The sequence below is a fragment of the Streptomyces sp. NPDC059785 genome (genome assembly GCF_042732375.1).
GTDB lineage: Bacteria > Actinomycetota > Actinomycetes > Streptomycetales > Streptomycetaceae > Streptomyces.
Map to the genome: position 1 here is coordinate 76,597 of NZ_JBHWHV010000020.1, position 25,196 is coordinate 101,792.

Annotated in this window: 12 protein-coding genes and 2 pseudogenes; 8 read left to right on the top strand and 6 right to left on the bottom strand. The window is 74.8% G+C overall.

Translation table 11 applies throughout. The features are described 5' to 3' along the window. Positions 1-22 precede the first annotated feature (22 nt). From ACFV6E_RS17395 to ACFV6E_RS17415, 5 genes and pseudogenes are all read left to right on the top strand, one after another. A complete protein-coding gene (locus tag ACFV6E_RS17395) occupies positions 23-8,710 on the top strand; it encodes a type I polyketide synthase (RefSeq protein ID WP_385462489.1) in 8,688 nt (2,895 codons plus the stop codon). Positions 8,711-8,822: 112 nt separating this feature from the next. Next, a pseudogene (locus ACFV6E_RS17400) lies at positions 8,823-11,939 on the top strand (type I polyketide synthase); the annotation flags it as partial. After that, positions 11,936-14,806 (top strand): beta-ketoacyl synthase N-terminal-like domain-containing protein, encoded by a 2,871-nt coding sequence (locus tag ACFV6E_RS17405; RefSeq protein WP_385462492.1) that lies wholly within the window; start codon positions 11,936-11,938, stop codon positions 14,804-14,806. The pseudogene ACFV6E_RS17400 and the gene ACFV6E_RS17405, both read left to right, overlap by 4 nt. A gap of 6 nt (positions 14,807-14,812) precedes the next feature. Further along, on the top strand, positions 14,813-16,168 hold the full coding sequence (ccrA, locus tag ACFV6E_RS17410) for a crotonyl-CoA carboxylase/reductase (protein ID WP_385462495.1): 1,356 nt from the start codon (positions 14,813-14,815) through the stop codon (positions 16,166-16,168). Between the two features lie 63 nt (positions 16,169-16,231). Then, positions 16,232-17,065 carry an SAM-dependent methyltransferase gene (locus tag ACFV6E_RS17415; protein WP_385462498.1) on the top strand — a complete coding sequence of 278 codons (834 nt, stop codon included), beginning with the start codon at positions 16,232-16,234 and terminating at the stop codon, positions 17,063-17,065. A 45-nt stretch (positions 17,066-17,110) separates the two neighbouring features. Here ACFV6E_RS17415 and ACFV6E_RS17420 read toward each other — a convergent pair whose 3' ends face one another. From ACFV6E_RS17420 to ACFV6E_RS17430, 3 genes are all read right to left on the bottom strand, one after another. Continuing rightward, positions 17,111-18,145: a sigma-70 family RNA polymerase sigma factor gene (locus ACFV6E_RS17420; RefSeq protein ID WP_385462501.1), complete on the bottom strand. Its 1,035-nt coding sequence runs from the start codon at positions 18,143-18,145 to the stop codon at positions 17,111-17,113. After that, entirely contained in the window at positions 18,142-19,356 is a 1,215-nt protein-coding gene (locus ACFV6E_RS17425; RefSeq protein WP_385462503.1) for an NAD(P)/FAD-dependent oxidoreductase, read from the bottom strand. Before ACFV6E_RS17425 ends, ACFV6E_RS17420 begins: the two co-directional genes overlap by 4 nt. Before the next feature lie 227 nt (positions 19,357-19,583). After that, positions 19,584-19,847 carry an HU family DNA-binding protein gene (locus ACFV6E_RS17430; RefSeq protein WP_385167122.1) on the bottom strand — a complete coding sequence of 88 codons (264 nt, stop codon included), beginning with the start codon at positions 19,845-19,847 and terminating at the stop codon, positions 19,584-19,586. A gap of 259 nt (positions 19,848-20,106) precedes the next feature. Between ACFV6E_RS17430 and ACFV6E_RS17435 the strand changes: the two genes are divergently transcribed. Further along, positions 20,107-20,685 carry a Dps family protein gene (locus tag ACFV6E_RS17435; protein WP_385167121.1) on the top strand — a complete coding sequence of 193 codons (579 nt, stop codon included), beginning with the start codon at positions 20,107-20,109 and terminating at the stop codon, positions 20,683-20,685. A gap of 7 nt (positions 20,686-20,692) precedes the next feature. On the opposite strand, the gene ACFV6E_RS17440 is transcribed toward ACFV6E_RS17435, so the two are convergent. Beyond that, a complete protein-coding gene (locus tag ACFV6E_RS17440; RefSeq protein ID WP_385167119.1) occupies positions 20,693-22,189 on the bottom strand; it encodes a cryptochrome/photolyase family protein in 1,497 nt (498 codons plus the stop codon). A gap of 366 nt (positions 22,190-22,555) precedes the next feature. Here ACFV6E_RS17440 and ACFV6E_RS17445 point away from each other — a divergent pair, with 366 nt between their 5' ends. Further along, complete coding sequence (locus tag ACFV6E_RS17445) at positions 22,556-22,777, top strand: hypothetical protein (protein WP_385167117.1); 222 nt, start codon at positions 22,556-22,558, stop codon at positions 22,775-22,777. Here ACFV6E_RS17445 and ACFV6E_RS17450 read toward each other — a convergent pair. After that, positions 22,773-22,976 (bottom strand): annotated as a pseudogene (locus ACFV6E_RS17450) (hydrolase); the annotation flags it as partial. The gene ACFV6E_RS17445 and the pseudogene ACFV6E_RS17450 overlap by 5 nt on opposite strands. Before the next feature lie 193 nt (positions 22,977-23,169). On the opposite strand from ACFV6E_RS17450, the gene ACFV6E_RS17455 reads away from it, so the two are divergent. Further along, positions 23,170-24,516, top strand: coding sequence for a diacylglycerol/lipid kinase family protein (locus ACFV6E_RS17455; RefSeq protein WP_385462505.1), 1,347 nt, complete (start codon positions 23,170-23,172; stop codon positions 24,514-24,516). Here the strand turns inward: ACFV6E_RS17455 and ACFV6E_RS17460 are convergent. After that, on the bottom strand, positions 24,479-25,090 hold the full coding sequence (locus tag ACFV6E_RS17460) for an isochorismatase family protein (RefSeq protein WP_385462508.1): 612 nt from the start codon (positions 25,088-25,090) through the stop codon (positions 24,479-24,481). The two genes, ACFV6E_RS17455 and ACFV6E_RS17460, sit on opposite strands and share 38 nt — an antisense overlap. Between the last annotated feature and the right edge of the window lie 106 nt (positions 25,091-25,196).

The window sequence follows — 25,196 nt, forward strand, 5'->3', positions numbered from 1 at the left end:
GGCAGCACAGGAGATGCGTGCAGTGACGAGCAGCGACAGCGCCCCGGCGGCCGGCGGCGACAAGGTCCTCGAGACCCTGAAGTGGATGGCGAACGAACTCGACGCCACCAAGCGGGAGATGGCGCGGCTGGAGGCCGAGCGGTCCGAGCCGGTCGCGATCGTCGGCATGGGCTGCCGCTTCCCCGGGGACGTCGCCTCCCCCGGCGACCTGTGGCGGCTGCTGTCCGAGGGCGGTGACGCGATCGGCCCGCTGCCCGCCGACCGCGGCTGGCAGCTGGAGTCCCTGTACGACGCGGACCCGGCGGCGCCCGGCACGGCGTACGTGCGCGAGGGCGGGTTCCTCGCCACGGCGGGCGACTTCGACGCGGGCTTCTTCGAGATCTCGCCGCGCGAGGCCCTCGCCATGGACCCGCAGCAGCGGCTGCTGCTGGAAGTCGCCTGGGAGACGCTGGAGGACGCGGCGGTCGACCCCGTCACGCTGCGCGGCAGCGGCACCGGCGTGTTCGTGGGCACCAACGGCCAGGACTACGTGCCGCCCATGATGGACGGCGTCGCCGACCTCGGCGGCTACCTCGGCACCGGCTCCACCCAGAGCGTGCTGTCCGGGCGGCTCGCCTACACCCTCGGTCTGGAGGGTCCCGCGGTCACCGTGGACACCGCGTGCTCGGCGTCCCTGGTCGCGCTGCACCAGGCGGTGCGGGCGCTGCGCGGCGGCGAGTGCGACCTGGCGCTCGCGGGCGGCGCCACGGTGATGTCGACCCCGTGGACGCTGGTGGAGTTCTCCCGGCAGCGGGGGCTCGCGCCGGACGGCCGCTGCAAGACGTTCTCGGAGGCGGCCGACGGCACCGCCGTGTCGGAGGGTGTGGGCCTGCTGCTCCTGGAGCGGCTTTCGGACGCCCGGCGCAACGGGCACCGGGTGCTCGCGGTGGTGCGCGGCTCGGCCGTCAACCAGGACGGCGCCTCCAACGGCCTGACCGCGCCCAGCGGCACCGCCCAGCAGCGGGTGATCCGGGCGGCCCTGAAGGACGCGGGCCTGGCCCCGGCCGACGTGGACGCCGTCGAGGCGCACGGCACCGGCACCCGGCTCGGCGACCCCATCGAGGCCGACGCGCTGCTCGCCACGTACGGGCAGGGACGTGACGCGGAGCGGCCGCTGTGGCTCGGCTCGGTCAAGTCCAACCTGGGTCACACCCAGGCCGCCGCCGGGGTCGCCGGCGTCATCAAGTCCGTCCTCGCCCTGCGGCACGGCGTGCTCCCCCGCACCCTGCACGCGGACCCGCCGACCACCCACGTGGACTGGGACACGGCCGGTGTCCGGCTGCTGCACGACGAGCGGCCGTGGCCGCGCGCGGACCGGCCGCGCCGGGCGGCGGTGTCGTCCTTCGGGATCAGCGGGACCAACGCGCACGTGGTGCTGGAGGAGGCCGGCCGGGAACCCGTGACCGACCCGGCCCCCGCCCAGAGCGAGGCCCCCGCCGCCCTCCCCTGGCTGCTCTCCGCCCGTACCCCCGCCGCCCTGCGCGGGCAGGCGGCCCGGCTGGCCGCGCACGTGCGCGCGCACCCCGGGCTGCGCCCGCTGGACCTGGCGTGGTCGGCGGCCACCACCCGGGCCCGGCTGCGGCACCGCGCGGTGGTCGTCGCGGCGGACGGCGACGAACTGCTCGCCGGCCTCGGCGCCCTCGCCGACGGCACACCGGGCGCGGGCGTCGTACGCGGCGAGGCGGGCGAACGGCCCTCGCCTACGCTCCTGTTCACCGGCCAGGGCGCGCAGTACGCGGGCATGGCGGGCGAACTGGCCGACGCGTTCCCCGTGTTCGCGGCGGCCCTGGACGAGGTGTGCGCGCACCTCGACCCGCTGCTCGACCACCCGTTGCGCGCCGTGCTGTCCGGTGACCCGGCGGCCTTGGACCGCACGGCGTTCACCCAGCCCGCGCTGTTCGCCGTCGAGACGGCGCTGTTCCGGCTCGTTCAGTCCTGGGGCGTCGTACCGGAGCGGCTGATCGGGCACTCGATCGGTGAGCTGACCGCCGCGCACGTGGCCGGGGTGCTGTCCCTGGCCGACGCGTGCGCGCTGGTCGCCGCGCGCGGCCGGGTCATGGACCGGCTGCCCGCGGGCGGGGTGATGATCTCGGTGCGGGCGGGCGAGGCCGAGGTGGCCGCGCTGCTGACACCCGGCGTCGGCATCGCCGCCGTCAACGGCCCCGAGTCCGTCGTGCTGTCGGGCGAGGCGGAGGCGACCGGCGCGGTGGCCCGTGCGCTCGCCGGGCGCGGGCACAAGACCCGCGCCCTGACGGTCAGTCACGCCTTCCACTCGGCGCTGATGGAACCGGCCATGGCTCAGTTCCGCGAGGTCGCCGCCCGGATGACCTACCACGAGCCGCGCATCCCGCTGGTCTCCGCGCTCACCGGCGCCCTCGTCGGGCCCGGCGAGGTCACCGACCCCGAGTACTGGGTGCGGCACCTGCGTGAACCGGTCCGCTTCCTCGACGCGGTACGCGCCGCCGAGGCCGACGGCGGGCGGGTCTTCCTGGAGCTGGGCCCGGACGGGGTGCTCGCGTCGATGGCGGCGGACTGCCTGGCCGACCGCGCGGCGTCCGTCCTCGCCCCGACCCTGCGCGAGGGCCGCCCCGAGGTACGGTCCCTGCTCACCGGGCTCGGCCAGGCGTACGCGGCCGGGGTGGACGTCGACTGGAGCGCGGTGTTCGCCGGTACGGGCGCGAAGCGCGCGCCGCTGCCGACGTACGCCTTCGAGCACGAGCGGTACTGGATCACGGCGGGCCGCGCCTTCGACGGAGCCGCCTCCCCCGCCGGGCCGGCCGCCCCCGCCCCGGCCGCCCGCCCGGTGGCCCCGGCAAAGACGCTGGAGCTCGTCCGCTCCGCCACCGCCGCCGTCCTCGGCCACCCCTCGAAGGAGGCCGTCGCCGCCGACCGTCCCTTCTCCGAACTGGGCGTGACCTCCGTCGGCGCCGTCGAGCTGTGCGCCGAACTGCGCGCGGCGACGGACCTGGCCGTGCCCGCGTCGGCCGTCTTCGACCACCCCACCCCGCAGGCGCTCGCCGCCCACCTGGACCAGGAGCGCCGGGGCGAGGCCGTACCGGCGGCCGGTCCGGACCCGGTCCGGCGCGGCGCCTGCGACGAGCCCGTCGCGATCATCGGCATGGGCTGCCGCTTCCCCGGCGGAGTGACGAGCCCCGAGGACCTGTGGCGGGTGGTGGCCGACGAACGCGACGTGCTCGGCGCCTTCCCCGACAACCGGGGCTGGGACCTGGAGGCGCTGTTCAGCCCGGACGGCGACCGGGGTACGTCGACGGAGGCGCGGGAGAGCGGGTTCCTGCACGACGCGGGCGAGTTCGACCCGGCGTTCTTCGGGATCTCCCCGCGCGAGGCGCTGGCCATGGACCCGCAGCACCGGCTGCTCCTGGAGACGGCCTGGGAGGCGATGGAGCGGGCCGGTGTGGACCCGGGCGCGCTGCGCGGCAGCCGCACCGGCGTCTTCGCGGGCCTGGTCGGCCACGACTACCTGCCGGGCCCCGAGCGGATGCCGGACGACCTGGTGCCGTACTTCGCGACCGGCATCGGCGGGTCCATCGCCACCGGGCGCATCTCCTACACCTTCGGCTTCGAGGGCCCGGCGGTCACCGTGGACACGGCGTGCTCGTCGGCGCTGGTCGCGCTGCACCAGGCGGTGGGGGCGCTGCGCGCGGGCGAGTGCGACATGGCGCTGGCCGGGGCCGCGACGGTGATGGCCTCGCCGGGCGCGTTCGTCGGGTTCTCCGGGCAGGGGCTGATGGCGCCCGACGCGCGCAGCAAGTCCTTCGCGGAGGCGGCCGACGGCACGATGTGGTCGGAGGGAGTGGGCATGCTCCTGGTGGAGCGGCTGTCGGACGCGGTGCGCAACGGACACCGGGTGCTGGCCGTGGTCCGCGGTACGGCGATCAACCAGGACGGCGCCTCCAACGGGCTGACCGCGCCCAACGGCACCGCCCAGCAGCGCGTCATCCGCGAGGCGCTCGCCGACGCCGGGCTCGCCCCGGCCGACGTGGACGCCGTCGAGGCGCACGGCACCGGCACCCGGCTCGGCGACCCCATCGAGGCGCACGCCCTGATGGCGACGTACGGCCGGGACCGCGACGGCGGGCAGCCGCTGCGGCTCGGCTCGATCAAGTCGAACATCGGGCACACGCAGGGCGCGGCGGGCGTCGCCGGGGTCATCAAGACCGTGATGGCGCTGCGCCACGGGCTGCTGCCCCGGTCGCTGCACGTGGACGAGCCCTCGACGCGGATCGACTGGTCGCGGGGCGCGGTGCGGCTGCTGACCGAGGCCGAGGTGTGGCCGGCGGTGGACCGGCCGCGCCGGGCGGGCGTGTCGGCGTTCGGCGCGAGCGGCACCAACGCGCACGTGATCCTCGAACAGGCCCCGCCCGTACCCGTGGCGGACGAGGAGCGGCTGCCGCTGCCGGTCACCCCGCTGGTGCTGTCCGGGCACACCCCGGCGGCGCTGCGCGGCCAGGCGGCCCGGCTGGCCGGACTGCTGGAGCGCGCCGACGCCCCGGAGCCGGCTGATGCCGCCTGGTCGCTGGCGACCACGCGCACGGCGCTCGCCCACCGGGCGGTGGTGCTCTCCTCCGGCGTGGACGACGCGCTCGCCGGACTCCGGGCGCTGGCGGCGGGCGAGGAGTCGCCGCAGGTGGTCACCGGGGCGCCCACCGGATCGGAGGCGGTGTTCGTCTTCCCCGGGCAGGGCTCGCAGTGGGTGGGCATGGCGTCGGAGCTGCTGGAGCGTTCGGACGTCTTCCGGGACACCTTCGCCGACTGCGAGCGGGTCTTCGCCGACCTGGTCGGCTGGTCGGTGACCGGCGCGATGGCCGGGGCGCCGGACGCGCCGTCCCTCGACCGTCTCGACGTGGTGCAGCCGGTGCTGTTCTCCGTGATGGTCTCCCTCGCCCGCACCTGGCAGGCGGCCGGGGTGCGCCCGGCGGCCGTCGTGGGCCACTCGCAGGGCGAGATCGCCGCCGCGCATGTGGCGGGCGCCCTGTCGCTGGCGGACGCGGCCCGCGTGGTGGCGCTGCGCAGCCGGCTGATCGTGGACGTGGTGGGCCTGGGCGCGATGGCCGGGGTGTCCAAGTCCCGTGACTGGGTGGCCGAGCGGCTGCGCCCGTGGGAGAAGGAGCTGAGCGTCGGTGTGATCAACGGGCCGGAGTCGGTGGTGGTCACCGGCGACGTGACGGCCCTGGAGGAGTTCCTGGCGGTGGCCGAGGCGGAGGGCGCGCAGGTGCGCCGGGTGCGCGGCGCCGTGGCACCGGGCCACGCCCCGCAGATGGAGCGACTGCGCGACCAACTCCTCAACTCTCTGGCCGAGTTGACGCCGCACGAGGGCACGGTCCCGCTGTGCTCGACCGTCACCGGGGAACTGCTGGACACCGCGTCGATGTCCGCCGGGTACTGGTACCGCAACGCGCGCGAACCCGTGCAGTTCGAGGCGGCCGTACGGCATCTGCTGGACCGGGGGCACCGGGTGTTCCTGGAGATGAGCCCGCACCCGCTGCTGCTCGGCGGGGTCACCGACATCGCCGCGTCGCAGGACGTGCGGGTGGCCGCCCTGGGCACCCTGCGCCGCGACGACGGCGGCCCGGAGCGCACCGCGCGGGCGCTGGCCGACGCGTGGGCGCACGGGGTGCACGTGGACTGGGCGGCGGCCGTCTTCGACGGGGTCGGCGCGCGCCGCGTGGACCTGCCGACGTACGCCTTCCAGCGGGAGAACTACTGGCTGACGCCGGTGAACGGGCCGGTGGGCGCGGGGGTGCGCGGCACCGGGCACCCGCTGGCCGACGCGAGCGTCTCACTCGCGGACGGCGGCGCCGTCCTGACCGGCCGCCTGGTCCGCCGCTCACTGCCCTGGCTGGACGACCACGCGGTGGCCGGGACGGCGCTCCTGCCGGGCGCGGCCTTCCTGGAACTGGCGGTGCGGGCGGGCGACACGGTCGGCTGCGGCGCCGTGGAGGACCTGGCGCTCCAGCAGCCGCTGGTAATCCCGGCGAGCGGCGCGACGGTCGTCCAGGTGACGGTCGACGCGCCGGACGGCGCGGGGCGGCGCGCGGTACGCGTCCACGCACGCCCCGACGCCGACGAGGAGTCCCCCTGGACCCAGCACGCCGAAGGCTTCCTGGCCCCCGCCGGAACGGACCCCGGACCCCTCGCCGTCTGGCCGCCGCGCGACGCCGATCCCCTCCCCGCCGACGACGCCTACGAGCGCATCGCCGCCGCCGGCATCGAGTACGGTCCCGCCTTCCGCGGCCTGACCGCCGCCTGGCGCCACGGCGACGAACTGTTCGCCGAGGTACGCCTGCCGCAGCCGGAGGCGAAGGACGCCGCGCAGTACGGCATCCACCCCGCCCTGCTGGACGCGGCCCTGCACGTCGTCGTCCTCAGCAGCCTGGACGGTCCGGAGAACAGCGGGCAGCTCGCCTTCAGCTGGAGCGACGTCACCCTGCACGCCCAGGGCGCCACCGAGCTGCGCGTGCGGGTGGTACGGCTCGGCGACGGCTCCTTCGCCTTCCACCTGTACGACGGCGCCGGGCAGCCGGTGCTCACCGCCGAGTCCGTCGCCGTACGCCCGATGGCCGCCGCCGAACTGACGGCGACGCACACCGGGACGGAGAACGCGCTGTTCCGCCTCGACTGGACGCCCCTGCCGCCCGCCGAGACCGCCGCCGTCCGCTGGGCGGTCCTGGGCGAGCGGTGCGCGGCGGTGTGGCCCGCCGAGGTGGACGCCCGCCACCACTACCCCGACCTGGCCGCGCTGGCCGCCGCCGTGGACGCGGGCGCTCCCGTGCCGGACGCGGTGGTGGTGGCGGGCGCGGGCGGCGAGCCGGGCGACCGCCGGGTGCTGCTGGACGCGCTGGAACTGTGCCGGGCGTGGACGGCGGACGAGCGGTGGGCGCAGGCGCGGCTGGTGTTTCTGACCCGGCGGGCGGTCACGACAGGTCGTCAAGGAGACGCCGCGCACGACACGCCCGGCGGCCTCGCGCACGCCCCGCACGACACGCCGGACGGTCCGGCGTTCGCCTCGTACGACACGCGGGACGACCTCGCGTACACCGCGCAGGACACCGACCTCGCGCACGCCCCGCTGTGGGGTCTGGTCCGCTCGGCGCAGCAGGAGCAGCCGGACCGCTTCGTGCTGCTCGACAGCGACACGGCGGCGGTCCCGCCGGTCGTGCTGACGGCGGCGCTCGGCTCGGGCGAGGACCAACTCGCGCTGCGCGACGGGGTACTGCGCGTGCCGCGGCTCGCGCGGGCGACCGCCGCAGCCCCGGCCGTCCACCGGCCCCTCGCCTCCGAGGGCAGCCCGGCCGTCCACCGCCCCCTCGACCCCGAGGGCACGGTCCTGATCACCGGCGGCACCGGCACCCTCGGCTCCATCCTCGCCCGCCATCTGGTGGCCCGGCACGGCGTACGGCACCTGCTGCTGACCGGCCGCCGGGGAGCCGATGCGCCGGGCGCCGCGCGGCTGCGGGCGGAGCTGGCGGAGGCCGGCGCGACGGTCACGGTGACCGCCTGCGACGCGGCCGACCCCGAGGCGCTGGCCCGGCTGCTGGCCGGGATCCCCGGACGGCATCCGCTCACCGGGGTGTTCCACCTGGCCGGCGTGCTCGCCGACGGCGCGCTCGGCTCGCTCACCGAGGAGCACGTCGACACCGTGCTCCGGACGAAGGCCGACGCCGCCTGGCACCTGCACCGGCTCACCCGGGACGCCGACCTGGCCGCGTTCGTCGTGTACTCCTCGATGGCCGGCACCTTCGGCGGCGCCGGACAGGCCAACTACGGTGCGGCGAACGCGTTCCTCGACGCCCTCGCCGAGCACCGGCGGGCCGCGGGCCTGCCCGGCCTCTCCGTCTCCTGGGGCCTGTGGCAGGACCGCTCCGAAATGGGCGCCGGACTCTCCGAGCAGGACCTGGCCCGCCGGATGGCCCGCTCCGGCACCCGCGCCCTGACCGCCGAGCAGGGCATGGCCCTGCTGGACACGGCCCTCGGCTCCGCCGACGCCCACCTGGTCGCCGCCCGCTTCGACTTCCCCACGCTGCGGGCCCAGGCGGGCGACGGAACGCTCCCCGCACTGCTGCGCGGCCTGGTACGGGCGGGACGGCGCCGCGCGGGCGCCGCCGACCAGGCGGGCCTGCGCGACCGGCTCGCCGCGCTCGGCCCCGCCGAACGCGCCGCCGCGCTCCTGACCGCCGTCCGCACCACCGTCGCCGTCGTCCTCGGGCACGGCTCCGCCGAACAGGTCGACGACACCCGCGCCTTCCGCGAACTGGGCCTGGACTCACTGACCGCGGTGGACCTGCGCAACCGGCTCTCCGCCCTCAGCGGCCTGAAACTCCCGGCCACCCTCGCCTTCGACCATCCCACCCCGCGCGCCATCGCCGCCTTCCTCGACGAGAAATTGTTCGGCACCCCGGTCGAGGCCGTGCCGCCGGTCCTGACCGACCTGGACCGCCTGGAACTGGCCCTGCTCGGCGCCGACACGGCCGATCCGGCCCTGCGGGCCAAGATCACCATGCGGCTGCACTCCCTCGTGACCCGGTGGAGCGGCGCCGACGCGCCCCCGGCGGCGTCCGGCCCGGCGGCCGACCCGGCCGACGACCTCGGCCTGAAGGACGCATCGGTCGACCAACTCCTGGACTTCATCGACGACATGGGCAGCTTCTAAAAGCCTCCGACGGCGTCGGTCCGGGCGGCTTGCCGAGCCGCCCGCTCCTCCGGCAGAAAGGGACGCGTTCCGCGTGGAAGACACACGGATCATCGAGTACTTGAAGCGGGTCACGGCCGATCTGCACCGTGCCCGTGCCCGGCTCCTGGAGCTGGAGTCGGGGCGGCAGGAGCCCGTCGCCATCGTCTCCGCGGCCTGCCGCTTCCCCGGCGGCATCGACTCGCCCGAGGACCTGTGGCGCGCGGTCGTGGAGGAGCGCGACCTGATCACGGCGATGCCCGCCGACCGGGGCTGGGACATCGACGAGCTGTACGACCCCGACCCGGACGCCGTCGGCCACATGTACGTCAAGGAGGGCGGCTTCCTTCAGGACGCGGCCGGTTTCGACGCCGCCCTCTTCGGCATCCCGCCCCGCGAGGCGCTGTCGATGGACCCGCAGCAGCGACTGCTCCTGGAAACCACCTGGGAGACGTTCGAACGCGCGGGCCTCGACCCGCGCGGCCTCGCCGGCTCCCGCACCGGCGTCTACATCGGCATCCTCTCCCACGACCACGGCGCCCGGCTCACCCCGGCGCCCGAGGGTTTCGAGGGCATGATCGGCGCCGGCACCGCGGGCAGCATCGCCTCCGGCCGCCTGTCGTACGTCTTCGGCCTGGAAGGCCCGGCGCTGACCATCGACACCGCGTGCTCCTCGTCGCTGGTCGCCCTGCACCTGGCCGTCCAGGCACTGCGCTCCGGCGAATGCGACCTGGCCGTGGCGGGCGGCGCCACCGTCATGTCGACGGTCGAGTCCTTCGTCGAGTTCTCCCGTCAGCGGGGTCTGGCCCCCGACGCCCGGATCAAGGCGTTCGACGACGCGGCGGACGGCTCCTCGTGGAGCGAAGGCGTGGGCACACTGCTCGTGGAGCGGCTGTCCGATGCCCGCCGCAACGGCCACCCCGTCCTCGCCGTCGTCCGCGGCTCGGCCGTCAACCAGGACGGCGCCTCCAACGGCCTCACCGCACCCAACGGCCGCTCCCAGGCCCGCCTCATCCGCACCGCGCTCGACAACGCCCACCTCGGCCCCGCCGACGTCGACCTCGTGGAAGCACACGGCACCGGCACCCGCCTCGGCGACCCCATCGAGGCCCAGGCCCTCCTGGCCACCTACGGCCAGAACCGCACCACGCCCCTGCACCTCGGCTCGGTGAAGACCAACATCGGCCACACCCAGGCCGCCGCGGGCGTCGCGGGCATCCTCAAGACGATCTGGGCCATGCGCGAGGGCCGCCTCCCCCGCAGTCTCCACCTCGGCCGCCCCACCACCCAGGTCGACTGGAGCGAGGGCGCCGTCCGCCCCCTCGACCGCGCCCTGCCCTGGCCGGAGACGGGCCGACCCCGCCGTGCCGGGGTCTCCTCCTTCGGCATCAGCGGCACGAACGCGCACGTCATCCTGGAACAGCCGGAGGGCACCGAGCAGTCCGCGGCCGAAAACACCCCTCACGGGCTGCCCCTGCTCCTCTCCGCCGCCTCCCCGGAGGCACTGGCTGCGCTGGGCGGGCGCCTCGCGGAACACCTGGAGTCGGAACCCGACCTCCCGCTGCCCACCGTGGCTCACGCCCTGGCCACCACCCGGGCCTCACTCCCCCACCGCGCGGCCGTACTCGCCGCCGACCGCGACCACGCCCTCACCGGCCTGCACGCCCTCGCCGAGGACCGACCCACCCCCCACGTCATCACCGGACACGCCACCACCAACCGCGGACCCATCTTCGTCTTCCCCGGCCAGGGCTCCCAATGGGCCGGCATGGCCCAAGCCCTCTACGCCGACGACCCCGACTTCCACCACTCCCTGGACGCCTGCGCCGACGCCCTCGACCCCCTCACCGGCTGGTCCCTCATCAACACCCTCACCGGGACGGACACGGACTGGCTGGAACGGGTCGACAAGGTCCAACCCGCCCTCTTCGCCGTCATGACCAGCCTCGCCCGCCTCTGGATCACCCACGGCATCCAACCCGCCGCCGTCATCGGCCACTCCCAAGGCGAAATAGCCGCCGCCCACCTCGCCGGCATCCTCACCCTCCAAGACGCCGCCCGCATCGTCGCCACCCGCTCCACCGCCATGCGCCACCTCTCCGGCCACGGCGGCATGGCCACCATCAACGCCCCCGCCCACCAGATACAGCAATGGCTCGAAGGCCACGACGCCACCATCGCCGCCCACAACTCACCCACCACCACCGTCATATCCGGCACCCCGGAAGCCCTGGACGAACTGACCGCCGTCCTTACCGCACAGGGCACCCGCGTGCGTCGCATCCACGTCGACTACGCCTCCCACTCCGCCCAGGTCGACGCATACGAGCAGGAGATCACCACCGCTCTCGCCGCCGTCCGCCCGCGACCGGCCACGATCCCCATGGTCTCGACCGTGACCGGACTGCCCGTCCAGGGCCCGGAACTCGACGCCACCTACTGGTACGCCAACCTCCGCCGACCCGTCCTCTTCCACGAAGCACTGACCCACCTGGTCGACACCGGCCACCGCACCACCGTCGAGATGAGCCCCCACCCCGTCCTCACCCCCGCCATCGAGGAAAGTCCCATCACCACGGCCCTCTTCACGCTGCGCCGCGACCACGGCGCCCACGCCGACTTCACCGCCGCCCTCGCCCACGCCCACGTCACCGGCACCACCCCCACCTGGACCACACACACCCCCGACCGCCCCGTCCCCCTCCCCACCTATCCCTTCCAGCACCAGCGCTACTGGCTGGAGGCGAGCCCGGTGTCCGCCCGCGCCTCCGTCCCCGCGGCCCCGGTTGCCGTACCGGACGCGGCCCCGGAGGCGCGGGACCGCTTTTCCGGGCTCTCCGGGGACGATCTGTTCGACGAGTTGCTGGCGCACGTCCGTGTCCATGCCGCCGTGGCGCTCGGGCACGACTCGCCGGAACCGATCGTGTCCGAGCGCACCTTCCAGGAGCTGGGCTTCGAGTCCCTGACGGCGGTCAGCCTGCGTCGGCGGCTGGTCGCGGAGACCGGTCTCGAACTGCCGGTGAGCGTGGCCTTCGACCATCCGACGCCCGCGCTGCTGGCGCAGCACCTCGCCGACCTGTTCGCGGCGCAGGAGTCGGCGGACGAGTCTGCGGCGGTCGAGGCGTTCGAGGGCGGTACGGAGCTGGTGGACGCGACGGACGACGAGCTGTTCGCGCTGATCGACGCCGACGGCACGGAGGGGGCGCGATGAGCGACGAGGCCAAGCTGCGGGAGTACCTGCGCAAGGCCACCGCCGCGCTCCAGGAGGAGCGGCGGAAGGTGGGTGAACTCTCCGACCGGCTCGCCGAGGCAGAGCGTGCGCGCGGCGACGACCCGGTGGCGGTCATCGGTATGGGCTGCCGCTGGCCCGGGGGCATCGACACCCCGGACGGACTGTGGCGGGCCCTGGCGGAGGAGCGGGACTGTCTGTCCCCGTTCCCCGCCGACCGGGGCTGGGACGTGGCGGGCCTGTACGACCCGGAGCCGGGGATCGCGGGCCGGTGCAGTGTGCGCGAGGGCGGGTTCCTCGCGGGCGCGGGGTCGTTCGACGCGGAGTTCTTCGGTTACACGCCCGAGGAGGCCGCCGGGACCGACCCGCAGCAGCGGGTGCTCCTGGAGACGGCGTGGGAGGCCGTGGAGAGCGCCGGCATCGATCCGTCGACGCTGGCCGGTTCGCCGACGGGCGTCTTCGTGGGGCTGACCCCGCAGGGGTACGCGGGGACGGACGGCGGACGGGAACGGCCCGAGGAGGGTACGGACTTCCTCGCCGTCGGCACGCTGCCGAGCGCGGCGTCCGGTCGTATCGCCTACGTCCTGGGGCTGCACGGGCCCGCGCTGACCGTCGACACCGCTTGTTCCTCCTCGCTGTCCGCGCTGCACCTGGCCCGCCGTTCGCTGCTGTCGGGCGAGTGCTCGCTCGCGCTGGCGGCGGGGGTCACCGTGATGGCCGTACCCGATGTGTTCCTGGAGCACAGCAGGTTCAGCGCGCTGGCGGAGGACGGCCGTACGAAACCGTTCTCGGCGAAGGCCGACGGCGGCAACTGGGCCGAGGGCGCGGGGGTGCTGCTGCTGGAGCGGCTGTCGGACGCCGAGCGGCACGGGCATCCCGTCCTGGCGGTGGTGCGCGGCTCCGCGGTGGGCCAGAACGGCACCAGCAACGGGCTGGCCGTGCCCAACGGTCCGGGGCAGCGGCGGGTGATGAAGCGGGCGCTGGCGGACGCCGGGCTGTCCGCCGCGGACGTCGACTACGTGGAGGCGCACGGTACGGGCACCCCGCTGGGCGACTCGATGGAGGCGGAGGCGATGCTCGCGGTCTACGGCCGGGAGCGGCACCCTGAGCGCCCGCTGCTGTTCGGCTCGGTCAAGTCCAACATGGGGCATCCGCAGTCGGCGGCCGGGATGGCGGGCGTCATGAAGGCGGTGCTCGCGCTCGGCCACGGCACCGTGCCCGCGACCCTGAACTGCGTACCGCCGCTGGAGACGGTGGAACGGTCCGGCGGCGTGCTGCGGCCCGTTCCGGCGTCCGTGCCGTGGCCGGGGACGGGCCGGCCCGAGCGGGCCGCCGTGACGGCGCTCGGCGCGGGCGGCACCAACGGGCACGTGATCCTGGAACGGCCCGCGCATCCGCCGTGGGAGCGGTCCGGGAGCCCGTCGCGGGAGCGGTCCGAGGACTGGTCGTCGGGGCGGCCCCACGACTCGTCGTGGGGGCGGTCCGAAGACTCGTCGTGGGGACGGCCCGAAGACTCGTCGTGGGGACGGCCCGGGAACCCGTCACAGCAGTGGTCCGGGAACCCGGCTCGGAACCGGTCCGGGAACCCGGCTCGGAACCGGTCCGGGAGTCCGGCTCGGGAGCGGTCCGGGGCCCCGTCTCGGGAGCGGTCCGGACCCGCCCGTGACGTACGGCCGTTGCCGTGGCTGCTGTCCGCGAAGGATCCGGCCGCTCTGCGGAGGCAGGCCCGCAAGCTGCTCGGTCACCTCGACGCGCACCCGGGGCGGTGGTGCGACGCGGAGATCGCGTACTCGCTGGCCGTGACGCGGAGCGCGTTCACGCACCGGGCCGCCGTGGTCGGCGCCGACCGGGGGCAGTACCTGGCGGGGCTGCGGGCGCTGGCCGACGGGGAGCCCGGAGTGGGCGGCGGGGAGACCTCGCCGTGGGTGGAGTCGGGGCTCGCGCGCACCGGCCGGACCGTACTCGTCTGCGCGGCCCCCTCCGCCGACGCCCTGCCCTCGCACGGCAGCCTGCCGTGGGAGTGGACCCCCTTCCGGGACGCCGTCGCCGACCTCGACGAGGCGCTGGCCCCGTACGCGGACGGGCGGTCGCTCGCGGAGTTGCTCGGTCCGGCGGACGGGCGGGCCACGGACGAGGACGCGGCGCTCGCCGGGTTCGCCGTGGTCGTGGCGCACGCCTGGCTGTGGCAGGCGTGCGGGGTCCGGCCCACGACCGTGGTGGGCGAGGGCCGGGCCGGGCGCTGGGCCGCCGCCCATCTGCGCGGCGACCGCACCCTGGAGGCGGCACTCGCCGGGCTCACGGGCGGCGACGAACCGCCGCCCGAACCCGCCAGGGCGGGAGCGGGCTCAGCGGGAGCGGGCTCGGCAGGACCCAGCTCGACGGGACCGGGCCCGGCAGGACCCGGCTCGGCAGGACCCGGCTCGACGGGACCCGGCTCGGCAGGACCCGGCTCGACGGGACCCGGCTCGACGGGACCCGGCTCGGCAGGACCCGGCTCGGCAGGACCCGGCTCGACGGGACCGGGCCCGGCAGGACCCAGTTCGGCGGGACCGGGCCCGGTGAGTCCCGGCCCGGCCGGACCAGGCCCGGTGGTGATCGAGTTGCCGGCCGCGCCCGATGCCAAGTCGCCTTCCTTCGCCCGTCAGTTGGGTGCCGCCTTCGTCTCCGGTGTCCGTCTGGACCGGGAGGCGGCCTTCGGCGGGCCCGGCGTACGGCCGGTCCCGCTGCCGACCTACGCGTTCGCCGGAGCCCACCACTGGTGGCTGCCGCCGGCTCCCCCCTCCACACCCGGCTCCGCACTCGGATCCGCCGCCGCAAGCTCCCCCGTACGCTCCCCCGAACAGAGGTGAACCACCATGTCGTTGACCGACGCCGTGCTGTCCGGGGCCTCCCCCGACGACCTCGCACGCGCCGCACTGCCCTCGCACTTCACCGCCGCGCACCTGCGCGTCGAGGACGAGGGGGTCTTCGGTGACGCCGAGGACAAGGACGTACGCCGCACGCTGCGGGTGGGTGAGGTTCCGATGCCCGAACTCGCCCCGGACGAGGTGCTGGTCGCCGTGATGGCCAGCTCGGTGAACTACAACACCGTCTGGTCGGCGAAGTTCGAGCCGCTGTCCACCTTCCGCTTCCTGCGCGCCTACGGCCGTGAGGGCGGCTGGGCGGCCCGGCACGACCAGCCGTTCCACGTCCTCGGTTCGGACGCGGCCGGTGTCGTCGTCCGAATGGGCTCCGGCGTACGGCGCTGGCAGCTCGGCGACCACGTGCTGGTGAACGCGGCACGAGTGGACGACCAGGAGGCCGCCAACCAGGCGGACGGCATGCTGGGCGAGCACCAGTTGGCCTGGGGCTACGAGACGAACTTCGGCGGCCTCGCCCACTACGCGGTCGCGCGGGCCAGTCAGCTCATCCCGAAGCCGCCGCACCTCACGTGGGAGGAGGCCGCGACCGTCCCGGCGTGCGCGGGCACCGCGTACCGCATGCTGGTCAGTGACCGCGGGGCGCGGATGAAGCAGGGCGACACCGTGCTGATCTGGGGCGCCTCCGGCGGGCTCGGCGCGTACGCGGTCCAGCTCGTCCGCAACGGCGGCGGGACCGCGGTGGGCGTGGTCGGCTCGGAGGAGAAGGTCGAGGCCGCCCGGAAGCTGGGCTGCCATGTGGTCGTGAACCGGCAGGAGATCGGCGTCGGCGACGACGCGGGCGACGACCCCGAGCTGACGCTCCAGGCCGGGCGGCGGCTCGGCCGGATCGTCCGGGAGGCGACGGGCGCGGACCCCGACATCGTCTTCGAGCACGTGGGCCGGTCGACGTTCGGCATCTCGGTGTTCGTGGTCAAGCGCGGCGGCACGGTCGTCACCTGCGGGTCCAGCACGGGCTACGTCCACCAGTTCGACAACCGCTATCTGTGGATGCGGCTCAAGCGGGTCATCGGCAGTCATGTCGCCAACCTCCAGGAACAGGTCGAGTGCGCCCGGCTGTTCACGCTCGGCGGTGTCGCGCCCGCGCTGTCCTCCCTGTTCCCGCTGGACGAGGTCGGCGAGGCGACCCGGCTCGTACAGCTCAACCGGCACATCGGCAAGGTCGGTGTGCTCTGCCTCGCCCCCAGGCCCGGCCTCGGTGTCACCGCACCCGAACTGCGCGCCCGTATCGGCGAGAAGGCCCTCAACCCGCTGCGGGAGTTCGCGGCCCACCCGACCACCGCGGCTCTCTGATCCACCGCTCTTACCGACCACGCCCGGCTGTCCACCATGTTCCGCTGTCGAAAGGACCCTCACATGACCGACTCCACACAGGCCCTGCCCGAGCCGGAGGCCGTCGGCAAGCTGTACGACCGGCTCACGCTCACCGCGCTGGGCGACGGCACGTTCAACCCGAACATCCACATCGGGTTCTGGGACACCCCGGACTCCACGGCCACGCTGGAGGAGGCGGTCGACCGGCTCACCGACGTACTCATCGAGCGGCTGCTGGTGGACGACTCCGCCCATGTCCTCGATCTGGGCTGCGGGGTCGGCGGTCCCGGGCTGCGGGTGGCACGGGAGACGGGGGCCAGGGTCACCGGGGTCAGCATCAGCCAGGAGCAGGTGAAGACCGCCAACCGGCTCGCCGAGGAGGCGGGGCTCGCCGACCGGGCCGTGTTCCGGCACGCCGACGCGATGAAGCTCCCCTTCGAGGACGCCTCGTTCGACGCCGTGATGGCCCTGGAGTCGATCATCCACATGCCGGACCGGCAGCAGGTGCTCACCGAGGCGGCGCGGGTGCTGCAGCCGGGCGGCCGGCTGGTGCTGACCGACGTCTTCGAGCGGGCGCCGCGCAAGGAGACGCTGCACCCGTCGATCGAGAAGTTCTGCCGCAACTTCATGGTGACGCTGGCCGACGCCGACGACTACGTCGCCCTGCTGCACCGCTCGGGCCTGCGGCTGCGCGGGCTCCTCGACATCACCGAGCACACCCAGCAGCGCACCTTCCAGGAGCTGTCCCGCCCGACCGAGGGCGAGGACCGCCCCGAGGCCCTGGGCCAGACCAACCTGCCGGACCTGTTCCGCCCGTCCGACATGCTGGGCGTGGACGAGTTCGGCTGCCTGCTGGTGGCGGCGGTACGCCCCTGAGCCGGTCATGTGCCGTGGGGGCGGCTCCCGCGGATCCCGGTCTCCTCACCGGCTGATCCGACGCGGGGCCGCCACCGCGGCGAGCTTGTCGGGGTTGCGGACGGCGTAGATGCCGGTGATCCGCCCGTCGGCGCTCTCGACCAGGAAGACACCCAGAGGATGGTCGTGGTCGCCGCGGTCGCCGCGGTCACCGCGATCACCGTGGTCACCACGGTCGCCGCCGTGGACCACGATCGCGGGCGTGTGGTTGCAGTTGACCACTTCGACCCACGGCCCCGCCGCCCGTCCCGTCCCCACCGTCCGTCCCGTCCCCGCCGTCCGTCCCGTCCCTCCCGTGCGGTCCGTGCGGCCTCCGCGGCCCGTGCGGAAGACCCTCATGACGACCGCGGCCACCCTCTCCGCCCCCACCACCGGCCGGCGCGCCGCGGTGGTCCTGCCGCCGCTGTCCGCGGTCCAGGTGACGTCCGGCGCGAGCAGCGACAGCAGCCCGCGCAGGTCACCGGTGGCCGCGGCGGTCATGAAGCGCTCGGTGATCCGCGCGGTCCGCGCCGCGTCCACGGGCACGAAACGCCTGCGCCGGGCCCCTACGTGCTCGCGGGCGCGGTGCGCCACCTGGCGCGCCGTCGCCGCGGACTTGCCCACCGCCGCGCCGATGTCGGCGTAGCCGAAGCCGAACACCTCGCGCAGCACGAACACCGCGCGCTCGTCGGGGCTCAGTGTTTCGAGCAGCACGAGCATCGCCATCGACACCGACTCGGCGAGCACCACGTCGGCCGACGCGTCGTGCTCGTCGAGCAGCAGCGGTTCCGGCAGCCAGGGACCGACGTAGTCCTCGCGGCGGCGGGCGCCGGCCCGCAGCGCGTTGAGCGCCTGCCGGGTCACCAGTCGCGCCAGGTACGACCTGGTGTCCCGTACCGTCGTGAGGTCGACGCCGGCCCAGCGCAGGTAGCTGTCCTGGAGCACGTCGTCGGACTCGGTCGCCGAGCCGAGTATCTCGTAGACGATCGTGAAGAGCAGCGGCCGCAGCAGGGTGAACCGCTCGGCGTGGTCGGCGTGGTCGTCCTGTCCGGCGGTGGTCACGGGGAGGTGGCCTCCCGTGCGCCGGACGCCGGTCGCACGCGGGGCGGGCCGCCCTTGAGCCAGCTCATGGAACCCGGCTCGCGGGCCTCCCGGCGAATCCGTTTGGCCACCACGTACTTGCAGGTCATCTCCTTGATCACCGCGCCCGGGCGGCCTCCGATGTACGCGTTCACCGGGGTGTCGTCCTTGCGGGCGAGCTGGCGGACGGCGGCGCGCCTGCCGAGGCTGACGCAGACTCCCGCGAAGGCGAGGTCGAGCGGGGCGGGTTCGGTGCCCGCGATGCGGCTCAGCACGGTGTCGGCGGCCTGTGCTCCGAGCGGCCCCGCGGCGTAGCCGCTCATCCGCAGCGGCCGGCCCGACGGTGCGGCGGAGTCACCGGCCCCGACGATGCGGTCGTCGTCCACGCTGGTCAGCGTCTCGTCGGTGAGCAGCCGGCCGAGTGTGTCGGTACGCAGCCCGCTCGCCGCCGCCAGGTCCGGTACGCCGAAGCCCGCCGCCCAGACGGTCAGCGCGCTCGGACGCACCGTCCCGCCGGCGGGATCGTCGGCGGTTCCGGCCGCGAGGACCACCGCGTCCGGCCGGACCTCGGTCACGACGCCGGTTCCGAGCACGGTGACGCCGTGCCGGGCCAGCCACTTGGCGACGTAGCGGCGGCCCGGCGCGCTCAGGGTGGGTGCCAGGCCCCGGCCGCACACCAGCGTGACGCGGCGTCCCCGCTCGGCCAGTTCGGCGGCCGTCTCGATGCCGGTCAGCCCGCCGCCGACCACGGTGACCGGGGCGTCGGCGGGCAGGTCGTCCAGTCTGGCGCGCAGCCGTCGCGCGGACTCGAACTCACCTATGGGCAGAGCGAGTCCGGCGGCGTCTGGCACGGACGGCGGTGGCGGCGCCGTGCTGCCGACCGCGTGGACGACGTAGTCGTAGTCCAGGGCGCGGCCCGACGCCAGCCGCACGGTGCGGGTGGCGGTGTCGATGCGCGTGGCACTGTCGACGGCCAGCCGGATGCCGTCGCCGAGCAGTGTGCCGTAGTCGATCGTGGCGTCGCCGGTACGGGCCGCGAACTGGTGCAGCCGGATGCGCTCGACGAAGTGCGGGCGGGGGTTGACCAGCGTGATGTCGAGGTCGGCCCGCTGCCGCAGCCGGTTGGCCGCGAGCGTTCCGGCGTAACCGCCGCCGATGACCACGACCCTGACGGGGTTGTTGTGTTCAGTCATGCCCTCAGGACACCGCCGGCGGCCGGGACGTGACATGCCGCGGCGTGACGCGCGTCACCGGGTCCGCCCCGCGGGGCCGGTGCGCCGGCGAGGGCCCGCGCCGGCGCGGGCGCGGGGTCGCCGGTCTCGATCGTCGGCGGCGAGCGACACTCGGCTCCGCCGGTTCCGCCGGTTCCGCCGGTATCGCCGGTTCCGCCGGTTCCGTCAGCGGGGTGCCGCGGGCGCGTTCACCGGGTCGTGCCGTGCAGGAACTCGGTGAGCGCCTTGCCCGGACGGAACGTGGCCGTCCGGCCGTCCGGGTGGAAGCTGCCGAAGCTGCCCAGGAGGACGGTCTCCCCGCGGTCCAGCGCCTGCGCGATCGAACCCGGGTGCTCCACGGTGCCGAAGACCGAGTCGAGCACCTGCCCGACGTCGTCGGGGGTGAGGCGCCGGTCGTCGTCGTGGTGCGCCGAGGTCTGCGTGGTCGCCTCGATCAGCCTGGTCCTGTCCATGTGTCCTGCCCGCGGTCGAAGGAGAAGAGCCTGTGCCGCCACGATCGCGGCGGCGGGCGGTCGGCGCATCTCCTGGTCGGCGCACGGGTGGCGTGCGGTGCCGGTACCCGCCCGCGGGACCGCCGCGGCTTGCTCCACACCGGTGATACAGCGGTGGGAACCGGGCGACGGGTGCCGTCGGACGACGGGAGAACGCCCGGAAGCTGATTGTCTGCATGCGCCAGCACCACACCCCGCAGACACCGCAAGGAGCACCACCGTGCCGTCAGAGCGTTCGGACCTCTCCTACACCGTGCCCGGGATGAGCACACAGAACAGCCGGCAGATCATCGGGATGCTGCAAATGCGCCTGCACTCCCTCAATGACCTCCACCTCACCCTCAAGCACATCCACTGGAACGTCGTCGGACCGCACTTCATCGCGGTGCACGAGATGCTCGACCCCCAGGTCGACAAGGTCCGGGACATGACCGACGACCTCGCCGAGCGGATCTCCACGCTCGGCGGCGAGCCGAACGGCACCCCCGGCGCGCTGGTGAACGAGCGGACCTGGAACGACTACTCGATCGGCCGCGCCGAGGCCATCGAGCACCTCGGCGCGCTCGACCTGGTGTACACCTCCGTGATCGAGGACCACCGCGAGGCCATGGAGGCCACCGAGACGTCCGACCCCGTCACCCAGGACATGCTGATCGAGCAGCTGCGCGGTTTGGAGCTCTTCCAGTGGTTCGTGCGGGCCCACCTGGAGTCCAGCGGCGGCCGGCTCAGCACGCGCGGCGCGACCACCGAGACCGGCGCCGCGGGACAGGCCGCCGAGCAGGCCCGCGACCAGCCCTGAGTACGTCCTACGGCGGTGCGTCGCCCCGCGCGCGCTCCTGCTTGCGGACGTCGGCGAGATCGGACAGCCGGTCGAGCTGCCGTACCGGCCGGGCGACGCGCGGGTTGCCGGCCAGGCGCCCCCGGTGCCGGTCGAAGAACGTCCAGTAGCCCGCGGTGTAGGGGCAGGCGTGCTCGCCGGTCCGGTCGCCCGGCCGGTAGGCGCAGGGGCCGCACAGATCGCTCATGCGGTGCACGTAGCTGCCGCCGGACGTGTACGGCTTGGTCGTCATCCGGCCGCCGTCGGCGTACTGGGACATCCCGACGACGTTGGGCAGCATGACCCAGTCGTACCCGTCCACGAAGCAGCGGTGGAACCAGTCCGTGAGCGCGGCGGGGTCCCAGCCCCGCTGGAGCGCGTAGCTGCCGAGGATCATCAGCCGCGGGATGTGGTGGGTCCAGCCCGTGTCCCGTACCTGGCTCAGGACGGTGTGCAGGCAGTGGGCGCGGACGGCGTCCGCGTCCAGGTCTTTCCACCAGTCGGGCAGCGGGGCGGTGTGCCGCAGCTCGTTGGAGCGCCGGTAGTCGTCGCCGAAGTACCAGTAGAGCTGCCACACGTACTCGCGCCAGCCCGCGATCTGCCGGACGAAACCCTCCACGCTGTTCAGCGGCGCCTTCCCGGCGCGCCAGGCCGCCTCCGCCCGTTCGACGCACTCGGCGGGGTCGAGCAGCCCCAGGTTCAGCGAGGAGGACAGCAGGCTGTGGCTCATCACCGGGTCCTCGGTGAGCATGGCGTCCTCGTAGGGCCCGAACGTCTTGAGGCGGTGCTCGACGAAGCGCCGCAGCGCCGCGCGGGCCTCGCGGCGGGTGGCGGGGAAACGGCGGGGGCCGTCCCGGCCCACGAAGGACACGTCGCCGTCGCGCTCCCAGCGGTCGAGGTCGTGCCGTACCTCGTCGTCGATCTCGTCCTCGCGGGGCCGGTACGGACGGCCGACCGGCAGGGTGTCCGCGTCGTGCGGCGGCGGTTCGCGGTTGTCGTGGTCGAGGTTCCAGTGGTCCCCCGCGGGGTGGTCGCCGTCCATGAGCAGGCCGTGCCCGTGCCGGACCCAGTGGTAGAAGTCCTCCTGCCGCAGGTGCTTGCCGTGGTGGCCGTCCGCCCAGTCCCGGAAGTCCGCCATCGGCATCAGGAACCCGCGTGCGGGCCCGACCGTCACCTGCGGCAGGGAGCACACGAAGCGCAGGGCCGCGTGCGAGGTGGGGTGGTGCACGGTGACCGGACGTCCGCGGGTGGCCCGGTCCAGGCCCTCCCGGTAGGTGGCGGCGCGTACGTAGGTGAGACGGTCGCCGAGTTCCGCCGCGCGGTGGCGCATCGCGGACAGCACGAGGTGGGCCTTGGCCCGGTGGAAGCGGCGCCGCCGGAACACCGAGCGCGCCTCGATCAGGAGCAGCGGGGTGTCACGGCCGGGGCCGTCCTCGCCCGGGGTGAGGAAGTGGGGACCGAGCTGGTCGCCGAAGAGCCAGTGCATGTCAGGGGTCTCCTCAGTCGCAGCCGGGGTGGGTGGGGCGGGGGTGGAGGTTTCTCAGCGGGCGGGGGTGAGTCAGCGATCGGGTACGGCCCCGCCCCCCGATCATGACCGCACTCGCCCGGCCGCACCTGTCGCGGTGACCCGGTCGGCGGCCGTGGCGGGCCCCGCCACCGGCGAACGGGTGAAGGGCGCGGAGGGCGCGGAGGGCGAACGGGTGAAGGGCGGGGACGGCCGGGAGCGCCGGGAGGTTCACGGCGGCCGCTCCGCCCACCACATGTGTACCGGCTCGGGCATGACAGGTGTCATGCCCGACAGGTGCCCCGAGGCACTGCCGGGCCGGCCGTCACTCTCCGTAGACTCCACACCATGTTCAAGTCTCACAAAGCAGGACAGGACGACTCCTGGGAAGGAACCGTCACCGACAAGTCCCGGGGCATGCTCGACGGCTCGAACATGTACCACTTCGTCGAGGTCCGCCCCGATACCGGGGAACCGGTCCGGGTACGTATCGGCCGCCGGCTGTGGAAGTCGCTCGCGGTCGGCGACCGGATCGTGAAACGGCCGGGCGCCGACCCGGTCAAGGGGTGAGGAGGAGCGCTCCGCCGCCCCAGACGGTGCCGCCGTGTCCCCGGAAGGTGCCCCGACCGGTCGCCTCCGTGCCGGGCAGGTCCATCGGGTGCAGGCCGAGGCCGTAGTCGATCACCTTGCCCTCCTGGGAGACGACCGGGACGGTGCGCCGCATCTGCGCCAGGGACTCCGGGCCGACGACGCCGCCCGCCGACAGCAGGCGCAAAGACGCCAACTCCCGGTGCCCGTACAGGAGTCGGCCGAAGGGGCAGCCGCGGCGGTCCGGACGGGGTGGCCGCCGGGGCAGCGTCGGGCGGCTGACGGCCCGCTGTCGGCGAGGGCCTGCCGGAAGGCCGTAGGCTGCGGGCGGCTCCCGGTCGCCGGGGGTCTTCGGTGAACTCGGGAGCGCGCAGGTGAGCAAGGTCGATCCGTCGGACAGGGCCAGGACACTGGCCCGTTACGCATTGCTGGCGGCCGGGGCGGCCGTCCTCGTCGTCCTGTTGTCGCTCGGCGACGGCGGTTCCCTCGTCATCCTGGGCGGACTCGCGGGGCTGGCGCTGTGCGCGGTCGGCGCCTGGTGGTTCCTGGCCCACCGGGGCGCGTTGCGGGTGTGGGGCGCGGTGCTCGCCGTGGCGGCGCCGGTGGCCGTCCTGGTGCTGTTCCTGACCGGCGGCATGTGGTTCACGGCGCTGGCCGCGACGGCCCTGTGGGCGGCGGCCCTGGCCTGCGCCCGCGCGGCCCTGCGGACGGAGCGCCGGGCAGAGCCGGGTCCGGCGCCGGCAGCCGCCGGACCGGACCGTCCGCCCCGGCGGGCGGTCCTCATCATGAACCCGGCCTCCGGCGGCGGGAAGGTGGCGCGGTTCGGGCTCGTGGAGCGGGCCGAGGCGCTCGGTGCCCGGGTGCACCTGCTGGAGCCGGGCAGCCACACGGACGTCGCACAGCTCGCCCGCGACGCCGTCGCCGAGGGCGCCGATCTGCTCGGCGTGGCGGGCGGCGACGGCACCCAGGCGCTGGTCGCCGCGGTCGCCGCGGAGCACGGCCTGCCGTTCCTGGTGATCTCCGCCGGTACCCGCAACCACTTCGCCATGGACCTCGGCCTGGACCGCACCGACCCGTCCCGGTGCCTGGACGCCCTGACCGACGGGGTGGAGCTCAGGGTGGACCTGGGTGACGTGGCGGGCCGGGCGTTCGTCAACACGGTCTCGTTCGGGGTGTACGCGGAGATCGTGCAGCGTCCCGAGTACCGCGACGCCAAGGCCGGTACGGCGCTCGACGCGCTGCCCGATCTGCTGGCGGGCGGCGCCGGTGAGCGCCTGGACGCCGTCGCCGACCGCCAGACCGTCGACGGGCAGCAGGCCCTGCTCGTCAGCAACAACCCCTACGCCGGGGCCGATCCGCTCGACGTCGGGCGCAGGCCCCGCCTCGACCGGGGCGAACTCGGCGTGCTCGGCGTCCGCGTGGACGGTGCCGCGCAGGCGGCCGACCTCGCCGTGCGCGGCGCGTTCTCCCCGGCGCTGACCATCCTGACGGCCCGCAGGGTCGAGGTCACCGCCGCCGCCCCGAGCATCCCGGTGGCCGTCGACGGCGAGGCGCTGACGCTGCCCACGCCCGTGGTGTGCACCGTCCGGCCGCGCGCCCTGCGGGTCCTGGTCCCCCGCGACCGGCCGGGCGCCGCGCCGCAGGATCCGCCGCTGGACTGGTGGTGGGTCGCGAAGGTCGCCCTCACCCGCCGGGGACGTGAGGCGGACATCGCCGCGTAGCGGCCGGACCGCCCCGGCGGGCTCGGTCCGCCGGGGCCGCCGCGATCAGGGCCAGTACCTCGTCCGTGCTCCGTACGTCGCCGAACGACCGGTAGACCGTGTGCAGCGCGGCGTTGTGGTCCTGGTCGCGCCGGGCCGCGTTCGCGTCGGCGACCATCAGCACGCGCAGGCCGGTGGTGGCCGCGTCGCGCGCGGAGGACTCGCAGCAGACGTCGGCGAGGGCGCCCGTGACGAGCACGGTGTCGACGGCGCGCTCCGCCAGCAGTCCCGGCAGGGGCGAACGGTTGGGGAAGAAGGCGCTGTACGCGCTCTTCTCCACCACCAGGTCGTCCGGTCCGACGTCGAAGGCGGGCCACAGGCGCGAACGCGGGGGCCCCGAGCCGCCGGTCGCCGCGAACGTCGCGCTGACCTCCGGTCCGTAGAACTCGGCACTGACGCTCCCGAGGGGCGCCTCGTTCGCCGGCAGCACCCATGCGACCGGGCCGCCCGCGGTGCGCAGTGCCTCGGCGAGGCGGGCGATGTTCGGCACGATGCCGCGTACGTACGGGTTCGCCTCCGCGAAGAACGGCACCATGTCGGCGGAAGGGACGCATGCGCAGCGACTCGAAGCTCCACGGTGTGCCGGTACCAGGGACGGACCTGCCCCGCGGCGGCGCCCGGCGCGCCGCCGCGGGCGCCGG